Raw genomic sequence first — 9,419 nt, 5'->3', positions numbered from 1 at the left:
GCCCAACAACCCGGAGTAAGCGGCGACTCTCCCGCTGGCCAGCCCGCCCGGCTTCCCGTATACTGGAAGCTGTTGGAAGCAAGCTGAATCAAGCAGGAAAACCATGCCTAAATTGAAGACCCATCGGGGCGCCGCCAAGCGCTTCAAAAAGACCGGCACCGGCAAAATCGTCCGCGGCCAGTCGAAAATGCGCCACATCCTTACGTCGAAGGAGACCAAGACCAAGCGCAAGCTGGCCCACAGCACGCTGGTTTCGGACGCCGACCACGCCAAGGTTGCGCGCATGATTCCCTACGCCTGATCTGCTTCTCAGGAAGCAAGGGCCGCATCGGCCCCCGGCTTTAAGCCGAGCGATCAGGAAAACCGAGCGAGTGAAGAGGTACAACCTGCCTCCAGCCGCCTGACAGCAGTGAAAAAAGGAGAACCAGCACCATGCCCCGCGTTAAACGTGGAACCAAACGCAGTGACCGCCGCAAAAAGATTCTGAAGCGCGCAAGCGGTTATTTCCTCACAAAATCCAAGCTCTACCAGGCAGCACAGGAGGCCGTCGAACGGTCGCTGATGTTTGCCTACACGGGCCGCAAGCAGAAGAAGCGGCAGTTCCGCTCGCTGTGGATCGTCCGCATCGGAGCGGCAGCCAAGCTGAACGGCCTGAGCTACTCGACGTTCATCGACGGCCTGAAGAAGGCTGGCAACCAGCTCGACCGCAAGGTGCTTGCCGACATCGCAGCCAACGACGCAGCCGGGTTCGCCGCGCTCGCCGAGCAGGCGAAGGCAGCCCTGAAGGACGCAGCCGACAAGCGCGCCAAGGCAGCCAAAGCCGCATAAACCTGGGAGATTCTCAAGCCAAGGCACGGCTTCGGCCGTGCCTCTTCCTTTGTTGCAGAGACAGGAGAGATGGTGATGATCGGAAAGGCAGAGCGAAAAGAAGCGGCACGCGAGTTCAAAGAGCGCAAACCATTGCCTGGTATCTTCGCCATTCGTTGCGCCTCGACAGGCCGGCGCTGGGTGGATGCGTCGCCCAATCTTGCTGCTGCCGAGAACAGCCAGTTCTTCCAACTTCGTCAGGGGTTGCATCGCAACAAAGAGTTGCAGGCGGAGTGGAATACTCACGGCGAACGTTCATTCAACTTTGAAGTCCTTGAGGCGCTGCCAGAAGATACCCCCTCGTTGAATCTGCGCGATCTGCTTGCCGAGCGCAGGCGCGTCTGGGCAGAGGCACCACAGGCGTAAGCACGGCACTGGTGTCTTTACCATGGCCACGCCGGTAATCGTCTATGCTTGAGCCATGCCGACTGCTCCCGTGACAACCGAGCAACTGAACCTGCGTTCCACGAGCGAGGAGCAGGCTGCCTCGGCGCCGTTCGAGTCCTGGGGTCGCTATCCCACCTATGGCGCGAACATCATTCCGCTGAACTGGCAGGGTGATTTTTCCGCCATCGCACCCAGCCTGCTGAACGGCGCGTTGCCCGTCGGCATGGGGCGCAGCTACGGCGATGCGTGTCTGCTGAAGGATGGCAACCTGCTTGTCACCACGGGCATGAATCGGCTCATCGCGTTTGATGCCGAGACTGGCCTGCTCACCGCCGAGGCAGGGATTACACTGGCGCAGATTCTCGACTTCGCCGTGCCGCGCGGATTTTTCCTGCCGGTCAGCCCCGGTACAAAGTACGTGACGCTCGGCGGGGCCATCGCCAACGACATCCACGGCAAAAATCACCACATGGCCGGAACCTTTGGCTGCCACGTGACGCAGTTCGAGCTGGTGCGCTCCGACGGAAGCCGCAAACTTTGCTCACCCACGCAGAACCCCGACTGGTACGCCGCGACCATCGGCGGACTCGGCATCACAGGCTTCATCACATGGGCGACGCTGCGGCTCAAGCCCATTGTCTCGCGTCTGATCGAGTACGAGGGCATCCAGTTCCATGGCATCGACGAGTTTCTCTCGCTGACCGACGAGAGCAAGGATGTCGAGTACACCGTGAGTTGGGTCGATGTCACCTCGACCGGCAAGAACTTCGCGCGCGGCATCTTCATGCAGGGCGATCACTCGCAGAAGCGCGACACGCTCGCGCCATCGCCCAAACCGAAGCTGGTCTTCCCGTTCGATGCTCCCGGCTTCGCGCTGAACCGGCTTAGCGTCAGTCTCTTCAACACGGCGTACTTTCATAAACAGTTCTCGAAGCACTCGGTCTCGATGCAGGACTACGAGCCGTTCTTCTACCCGCTCGACAAAGTGCTGCACTGGAACCGCATGTACGGCAAGCGTGGACTGCTTCAATTCCAATACGTCATTCCGTGGGAGCACGCCAAAGAGGGGACTGTCGCCATTCTGCACGAGGTCGCCAAGTCGGGCCTTGCGAGCTTTCTCGCTGTGCTGAAGGCGTTCGGCGATGTGCCCTCACCCGGCATGATGAGCTTTCCGAAGCCCGGCATCACGCTCGCGCTCGATTTTCCCATCAAGGCGGACCGCACCTTTCCGCTCGTCCACCGTCTGGCGGAAATGGTACTCGAGTTCGGTGGACGGCTTTATCCTGCGAAAGATGCGGCCATGACCCCGAAGCAGTTTCAGACGTTCTATCCCGAGTGGCAGCAGTTCGCGCGCTACCGCGACCCGCTGCTCACGTCGAGCTTCTGGGAGCGAGTCACTGGAGAGACCTCAGCACTATGACCAGTACGCAAAGTTCATCGACACCACGCAAAATTCTCGTTCTCGGCGCAACCTCGGGCATTGCCGAGGCCACGTGCCGCATCTGGGCGGCACAGGGAGCGAGCCTGTTTCTTGTTGCGCGCAACGGCGAGAAGCTCGCCGCCGTGGCCAAGGATCTGAAGACGCGAGGCGCAAGCTACATCGACACCGCCGTCGCCGACCTCGACGATACCGATAGCCATCCGGCGCTACTCGCCCACGCGATCAACTCGCTTACGGGCATGGATATTGCGTATCTCGCGCACGGCATTCTCGGCGATCAGACCCACGCCGAGCAGGACTTCAACGCCGCCGCTCAGGTGATCCACACTAATCTGATGGCTCCAGTCTCGCTCGTCACCTGGCTTGCAAACTTCTGCGTGCAGCGGCGCTCCGGAACGATCGCCGTGCTCTCGTCTGTGGCCGGAGACCGCGGCCGCAAATCGAATTATGTCTACGGCGCGTCGAAGGCAGGCCTCTCGGCGTTTCTCGAAGGACTGCGCAACCGCGTGGACCGCGAAGGCGTCACCGTCCTTACGATCAAGCCCGGTCCTGTGAAGACGGCCATGACAGCCGGAATGCCCAGGAGCGAGAAGTTCGCCGATGTTGATTCAGTGGCTGAATCGATTGTCCGCGCCATCGACAAAAAGAAGGACACGCTCTACGTGCCATTTCAGTGGCGACCCATCATGTTCGCAGTCCGCCACATTCCGGAGCGTATCTTCAAGAAGCTCAATCTCTGAAGATGCCTGCGTTCTTTCTCTCTGCAACCGATCACTTCCAAAGTTTTTGACCGTGTCGAAGGGTGATCGCTATTCCGGCTAAGCGAAACGCGACAGCGAAACAATACGAGATGGAAACTCCGGGACACCGGGAACGCTGAAGTCGATGGTGAAGAGTGATCCGGCGAGAGGATGCTGAGCGGCGTCTTCACTTCCGCCTGTGGTCATGTAAAGGGTGTGTAGACGGTCGCCGCCGAAGGTGAGGCTGGAGACATTAGCCACCGGGAGCATCACGCGGCGCTGCTCACGCCCGTCAGGGCTGTAGCAGATGACGCACCCTCCGCCCCATTGAGCAGACCAGAGATTGTCTTCAGCGTCGATGGTCAGGCCGTCGGGAAGACCGTCGGCTTCGTGAGTCGTGATGCAGTGGGCTGGATTGGCGATGCTGCCGCTAGCCACGTCATAGTCGAAGCGAGTGATGGTTCGCCTGAGCGAGTCGGTATGGAAAAGATGGCGACTGCTTCGGCTGAAAGCCATGCCATTGGAACAGAGCACATCGTCGAGAACGGTGGTGAGTGACCCGTCAAGGTCGAGACGGAGGAGCTTGCCCGGGCCGCTGCCGTCGATCGAGACGATCCCGCAGAAGACGCGCCCGACAGGATCGGCGATGACATCGTTGAAGCGCATGCCTGCGTGACTAGGCATGGCGGGAATCAGCGTTTCGCTGGCAGATTCGGTCCAGCGGTCGATTCGTCCGCCCTCCAGGAAGAGAAGCAGCGAGCCGTCCTGCTGAATGGTGAAACCGCCGACCTGGGTTCTGTCCTCTGTGCCGTCGCAGAGCAGTTCGGTGGCGTGGGTCTCCGGATTGTAGCGGTAGAGGCGGCCGAGTGCGATGTCGCACCAGTAAAGTTTGCAGTGCGCGGGATGCCAGAGAGGGTTTTCGCCAAGGAGACACCGAAGGCCTGCGGCCACCTCGACCCGGCTCTCGGATTCCTCTTCTTTGCGGTGCATTTTCATTGACACCTCAATGTCAATAATAGTAGAACATGTTCCATACAGAAGAACACAGCCTAACGATAAGCTGAAGACAAAGGGTTTCTGTGGCAGGGAGAGAACCAATGAGGGCAGCAGTATGGGCAGGTGCGGTTCTGGCAGCGTGCGCGGCGACGGCGATCGCCCAATCAAACGATGAGATGAAGATACTGCCAGCGGGCGCGGACATTCCGCGCATGGTGTCGCCAGCAATCGACAGGCCGGGCGAACCGTTCTCCTATGCGAGCCGCCCGACAGACCAGATCAGCGTGATGCACGCGACGGCGGGGACTGAGATTACGCCGGAAGGTTCGCTGTATACCGGCTACGGCGAACTGATGTTCTTTGTCGGCATCGAACGCAAGCCGGTGTCGGCGCGTGTGCGGACGCTTGAAGAGGGGCATCTGCCAATTGTTCACTACACGGTCGAGCACGATGGGCTGGAGTACCGGTTTACCATGTTCGCCGCTTCGCTGGGCGCCGAACAGATGGGCGGACAGGTCGCGAACTTTGTGCGCGTCGAGATACGAAACCCGGGAACGAACGAGCGGCATGGCTTTTTGACCACGGCATGGCGGTACCAGGGAGAGCAGACCACGAACTTTTCGACGGGAGACAATCGCTTTCGCCGCCCGGTGAAAGGCGATCAGGTAGGAGCTTACCAGCAGCAGGGCGAGGCGTTTCGTCCGAATGCGGTTTACACCACAACGGGTGATGCCTTTTTACAGGATGGCCGGGCGATTTATTTCTTTCCTACGGAGTCGAAGCCCGAGTTCAGGCCGACGCTGAATGATTACTACAACCATCTGGCTCCGTTAGATACAAAGATGACGGTGACGCCGACGACCCCAGTGGCGACGGCTGAGTATGACGTTGTCGTCGCTCCGGGAGCAGCGCGGATTCTCGACTTCAAGATGCCGCTCGCTCCGGTGGCCGCCGGCAGCTCGGAGTTTGACGCGGTGGAACACGCAAACTTCAACGAGCGCAGGGAAAAAGTGCGCGCATTCTGGGATGCGCTGATTGCGCAGGGCATCGATATTGAGACGCCGGAGGACAAGGTCAATCAGACGTTCAAGACAAGCCTGGTGAACGATCTGTTGTCGCTGAACACGGTAGGCGATGACTATGTGCAAACGATCAATCAACTGCACTATCACGGCTTTTATCTACGCGACTCGTCAGACTTTGTGCGGATGTATGACACCTCGGGTTATACGGAGATCGCCCGGCAGGTGGTGAACTTTTTTGCCACCAAGCAGCAGGCGGACGGGAATTTCCTCTCGCAGCGGGGCCAGTATGACGGGTGGGGACAGGCGCTCTGGACCTACGGCGAGCACTACCGCATGACACACGATAAAGCATTTGCAGCCGAGGTTTATCCACGCATAGTGCGTGCCGTGGGCTGGCTGGAAGGCGCGGTTGCTGCCGATCCGCTGCATCTGGTTCCAGCAACGGATGTGCGCGACAACGAGTTCGTGCCGGGGCACCTGACGGGATATAACTTTCTCGCGCTCGATGGGCTCGATGCAGCGGTGCGGTTTGCACACGATCTGAATCATCCTGAAGATGAACAACGCTTCCGGAAGCTGGAGGGCGAGCTGCGCGAGTCGCTGATGAAGCAGTTGGACGCGGTGACGGCACAGACCGGCGGCTATATTCCTCCTACGCTCGATGGCGGCACGCAGGGAACGGACTGGGGCAACCTGCTTGCGCTTGTTCCGGAACAACAACTCAAGCCATTCGATCCGAGGGTGACGGCGACCCTGCACGCGACGCAGGCGAGGTATCAGGAGGGGTTGATCACGTACCATCAGCCGGGACAGGGTGTGTACCTGCACCATTACCTGACCATCAAGAACACTCTGACGGAGTTGATTCGCGGCGAGCAGGAGCAGGCGATTCGTGAGCTGTATGCGGTGCTGTTGCATACCAGCTCGACCAACGCGGGGTTTGAATACTCTGTGCGTCCGTGGGGCGATAGAAACTTCATGGGCAATCTGGCTCCGCATGGATGGATGGCGGCCGAGTACCGGAACCTGCTGCGCAACATGATGGTGCGCGAGGATGGGGACACGCTTCATCTGCTCTCCGCGTGGTCTCCCGAGTGGGTCGGCGCGGGGAAAGAGATTGTGGTGAAGCGGGCGGCTACCTACTACGGCCCGGTGGGCTTCAAGCTGGAGATGCCGACCGATACGACAGCGACGCTGCATCTCACGATGGATCGCCGCAGTGCGTATGCCCCGACAAACGTGGTGATGCATCTGCCGTGGTTTGTCGATGCAAAGACGGCCACTGCTACCGCGAATGGGAAGCCGCTCGACGTGAAGGGGGGAGCCGTCGCAATTCCCGCTGGTGTGGATCGGGTTGATCTGACGTGGCGCAGAGTTGCGCTGCCGGAGGGCTATCCCAATAGCTACACCACGGCGGTGGAGCAGTACGAGCGCGAGTATCGGGAGCGATTCGAAAAATTGACTGGAACGACTGTGCCGGTGAACTGACGCGGCGGATGGGCATGGGAACGGATGCAGATAGCGGTGACCCAACGACCCTCAGATGCGCCAGCCGCGAGCACAGGCAAAGCAGAGCGGCTGGTGTCGCTGGACGCATTTCGTGGGCTGACCGTCGCATTCATGGTCCTGGTCAGCAATCCGGGAAGCCTGACGATCTATCGGCCGCTGGACCACTCGCCGTGGAACGGTTGGACGATAACCGATGTTGTCTTCCCTTCGTTTCTCTGGATTGTCGGTGTGGCGATTACGCTTTCACTTGGGAAGCGGTTAGAGCGTGGAGTTTCGCGGGGAAGAATTTTCGCGCAGGCCTGCCGCCGGGCAGCGATTCTGTATGCGCTCGGCGTGCTGATCTATGCGATTCCGGCATTCGATCTGGGGACCCTGCGGCTATTGGGAGTTCTACAGCGCATCGCTATCTGCTATCTGGTGTGTACGGCGATTTATCTGACGATGCGGCTACGGACTCAGATACTACTGTTGACAGGGATCCTCGTCTCCTACTGGATGATGATGAAGCTCATCCCCGTGCCTGGTTTTGGACCGGGCAACCTGAGCGTCGAAGGCAACTTCGCGCACTATATCGATTGGACAGTGCTGGGGCGGCACAACTACGCCGGGACCGGCACGTGGGACCCGGAAGGAATTATCAGCACACTACCTGCGATTGGCACCACGATCTTCGGCATGATTGCGGGCCGATTGCTTGCGTTGAGGAAGAACATCAACGAGCTGGTCGTGTGGTTGTTTCTGGTGGGCAATGTGCTGCTGGCCGCGGGCTCGTTTCTGGCACAGTGGATGCCGATCAATAAGAAGCTGTGGACGGACTCCTTCTGCCTGTTCATGGCCGGAATGGACTTCGTCATCTTCGCGATGTTTTTGTGGGGGCTGGATGGGCTGAAGCTGAGATGGAAGATACAGCCGCTGCTGGTATTCGGAAAGAATGCGCTGGCTATTTATATGGTGTCGGAGCTTTTGTCTGCCGTGCTGTATAGCGTGCATGTGCGAGGCCTTTCCATGCATGCGTGGATCTTCCGGACAGGCTTTGAAGGATTAGGCTCACCCGCCACCTCTTCCCTGCTCTACGCCCTTGCTTATCTGACTGCGATGTATGGGCTCGCGTGGTTCATGGATAGAAAACAGTGGATCGTGAAGGTTTGATTTGAGAAGCAGATGCGACACCACTACGGAATGACATTGCCAGCGTCGGTCATCGACTCACGGCGGTCTGGAACCCTGACGGCATAAATAGAGGCAGCTCCTACAATGCCGGCAGCAGTCACAACCAGCCACGCCAAATGGTAGTTATGGTAGGCATCGAAGAACCGTCCTGCCAGCCAGGGGGCCACCCATTGGCCGACGGAGTAGCCCATGATGAGGATGGCGAGAAGCTTTCCCAGAGAGGCCGTTCCGAATCGCTCGGCGGTGACGAGAGGAATGAGCATATAGTCCGCGCCTACCGCAAAGCCGAAGATCACGGTAAATGTCCAAGCGGCGAGCGGACGATGGGCCAGGAAGAGAATCGGAATGGAGCAGCCAATTAACAGATAGAAGAGTGCCATCGTGTTTTTCTTCTGGAAACGATCGACGATGTAGCCAACGAGCACTCGTCCGCCAAGGCTGGAAGCAAGAAGGGCCGAGAGAAAGCGCGCTGCCTCCAACCTGGAATATCCCTTGTCCATGAGGAAAAAAATAAGGTGCTGGATGACGGCGTTGATGGCTCCGATGACCAGCGTCGCTCCAATGAGGAGCAGCCAGAAGTCGCGCGCGCGAATGGCGGTCCAGATTCCGGTGGACTGCTCATCCGTCTTGACCTCTTCTAACGGTGTCACGCCGTCCGGAAGAAGGCCGAGGTCGGCTGGCGTGGAACGGACGATGAATATGCCTACCGGGAACAGAACGAGTAGGGTGAGGATTCCTGCGAATTCAAAGGCATGACGCCATCCGAAAGCACGAATAAGAATATTCGCCGAGGCAGGTGCGACGACTCCGCCCAGTCCGAGGCCGAGATACGCATAGCCCATAGCGCGTCCACGATAGGCACGAAACCACTGGGTTACGAGAACCTGATTGGCAATGGGACCGGCGAGGGTATAGCCCAGGACAATCAGGATGCACAACGACTCGTACTGCCACAGGCGGGTGATACTACCCATGAGGACGAGCGGGACGCCAACGAATCCGGTGCCGACGAGAATAACGCGCCGTGCGCCAATGCGGTCGATGATCGCTCCTGCGAGCAACCCAAACGGGATTCCGGCAACAAGAAATCCAATCAGGAAGCCCTGTGTCACTTGCGCGCGCGTAAATCCTAAAGCGGCGACGAAGGAAGGATAGAAGACGGGGAATCCGTAGAAGACCATGCCCGTCGTAAAGAAGAGGTTGATAAACGCAGCGGCAACGATCCACCAGCCATAGAAGATGCCGCCGGAGCTGGTGCGACCCATATCCTGCTGGAGTTTGGAC

Annotated in this window: 9 protein-coding genes; 7 read left to right on the top strand and 2 right to left on the bottom strand. The window is 59.1% G+C overall.

Annotation, left to right across the window (positions count from 1 at the left end; all coding sequences use genetic code 11):
- Positions 1-103: 103 nt before the first annotated feature.
- From rpmI to VFU66_RS08960, 5 genes are all read left to right on the top strand, one after another.
- Positions 104-301: a 50S ribosomal protein L35 gene (gene rpmI, locus VFU66_RS08980; RefSeq protein WP_326445903.1), complete on the top strand. Its 198-nt coding sequence runs from the start codon at positions 104-106 to the stop codon at positions 299-301.
- 131 nt (positions 302-432) lie between these two features.
- Positions 433-828: a 50S ribosomal protein L20 gene (gene rplT, locus VFU66_RS08975; protein ID WP_326445902.1), complete on the top strand. Its 396-nt coding sequence runs from the start codon at positions 433-435 to the stop codon at positions 826-828.
- 69 nt (positions 829-897) lie between these two features.
- Entirely contained in the window at positions 898-1,233 is a 336-nt protein-coding gene (locus VFU66_RS08970) for a GIY-YIG nuclease family protein (RefSeq protein ID WP_326445901.1), read from the top strand.
- Between the two features lie 55 nt (positions 1,234-1,288).
- Positions 1,289-2,674 (top strand): FAD-binding oxidoreductase, encoded by a 1,386-nt coding sequence (locus tag VFU66_RS08965; protein WP_326445900.1) that lies wholly within the window; start codon positions 1,289-1,291, stop codon positions 2,672-2,674.
- Complete coding sequence (locus VFU66_RS08960; protein ID WP_326445899.1) at positions 2,671-3,435, top strand: SDR family oxidoreductase; 765 nt, start codon at positions 2,671-2,673, stop codon at positions 3,433-3,435. Before VFU66_RS08965 ends, VFU66_RS08960 begins: the two co-directional genes overlap by 4 nt.
- Positions 3,436-3,513: 78 nt before the next feature.
- Here the strand turns inward: VFU66_RS08960 and VFU66_RS08955 are convergent, their stop codons facing one another.
- Complete coding sequence (locus tag VFU66_RS08955; RefSeq protein ID WP_326445898.1) at positions 3,514-4,431, bottom strand: SMP-30/gluconolactonase/LRE family protein; 918 nt, start codon at positions 4,429-4,431, stop codon at positions 3,514-3,516.
- 101 nt (positions 4,432-4,532) lie between these two features.
- On the opposite strand from VFU66_RS08955, the gene VFU66_RS08950 reads away from it, so the two are divergent.
- On the top strand, positions 4,533-6,944 hold the full coding sequence (locus VFU66_RS08950; RefSeq protein ID WP_326445897.1) for a glucosidase family protein: 2,412 nt from the start codon (positions 4,533-4,535) through the stop codon (positions 6,942-6,944).
- Between the two features lie 36 nt (positions 6,945-6,980).
- Positions 6,981-8,114: an acyltransferase family protein gene (locus VFU66_RS08945; RefSeq protein WP_326445896.1), complete on the top strand. Its 1,134-nt coding sequence runs from the start codon at positions 6,981-6,983 to the stop codon at positions 8,112-8,114.
- A gap of 23 nt (positions 8,115-8,137) precedes the next feature.
- On the opposite strand, the gene VFU66_RS08940 is transcribed toward VFU66_RS08945, so the two are convergent.
- The gene (locus tag VFU66_RS08940; protein WP_326445895.1) at positions 8,138-9,400 is read right to left on the bottom strand and encodes an MFS transporter; all 1,263 of its coding nucleotides are present in this window, start codon (positions 9,398-9,400) and stop codon (positions 8,138-8,140) included.
- Positions 9,401-9,419 lie beyond the last annotated feature (19 nt).

The organism is Edaphobacter sp. (assembly GCF_035763405.1).
Taxonomy (GTDB): Bacteria; Acidobacteriota; Terriglobia; order Terriglobales; family Acidobacteriaceae; genus Edaphobacter.
This window is presented reverse-complemented; position numbering and strand designations above follow the sequence as displayed.

Bases quoted from the DNA above. Each gene is read 5' to 3' on its own strand.
- rpmI (WP_326445903.1), top strand. From the start codon at position 104: ATGCCTAAATTGAAGACCCATCGGGGCGCCGCCAAGCGCTTCAAAAAG.
- rplT (WP_326445902.1), top strand. From the start codon at position 433: ATGCCCCGCGTTAAACGTGGAACCAAACGCAGTGACCGCCGCAAAAAG.
- VFU66_RS08970 (WP_326445901.1), top strand. From the start codon at position 898: ATGGTGATGATCGGAAAGGCAGAGCGAAAAGAAGCGGCACGCGAGTTC.
- VFU66_RS08965 (WP_326445900.1), top strand. From the start codon at position 1,289: ATGCCGACTGCTCCCGTGACAACCGAGCAACTGAACCTGCGTTCCACG.
- VFU66_RS08960 (WP_326445899.1), top strand. From the start codon at position 2,671: ATGACCAGTACGCAAAGTTCATCGACACCACGCAAAATTCTCGTTCTC.
- VFU66_RS08955 (WP_326445898.1), bottom strand. From the start codon at position 4,431: ATGAAAATGCACCGCAAAGAAGAGGAATCCGAGAGCCGGGTCGAGGTG.
- VFU66_RS08950 (WP_326445897.1), top strand. From the start codon at position 4,533: ATGAGGGCAGCAGTATGGGCAGGTGCGGTTCTGGCAGCGTGCGCGGCG.
- VFU66_RS08940 (WP_326445895.1), bottom strand. From the start codon at position 9,400: ATGGGTCGCACCAGCTCCGGCGGCATCTTCTATGGCTGGTGGATCGTT.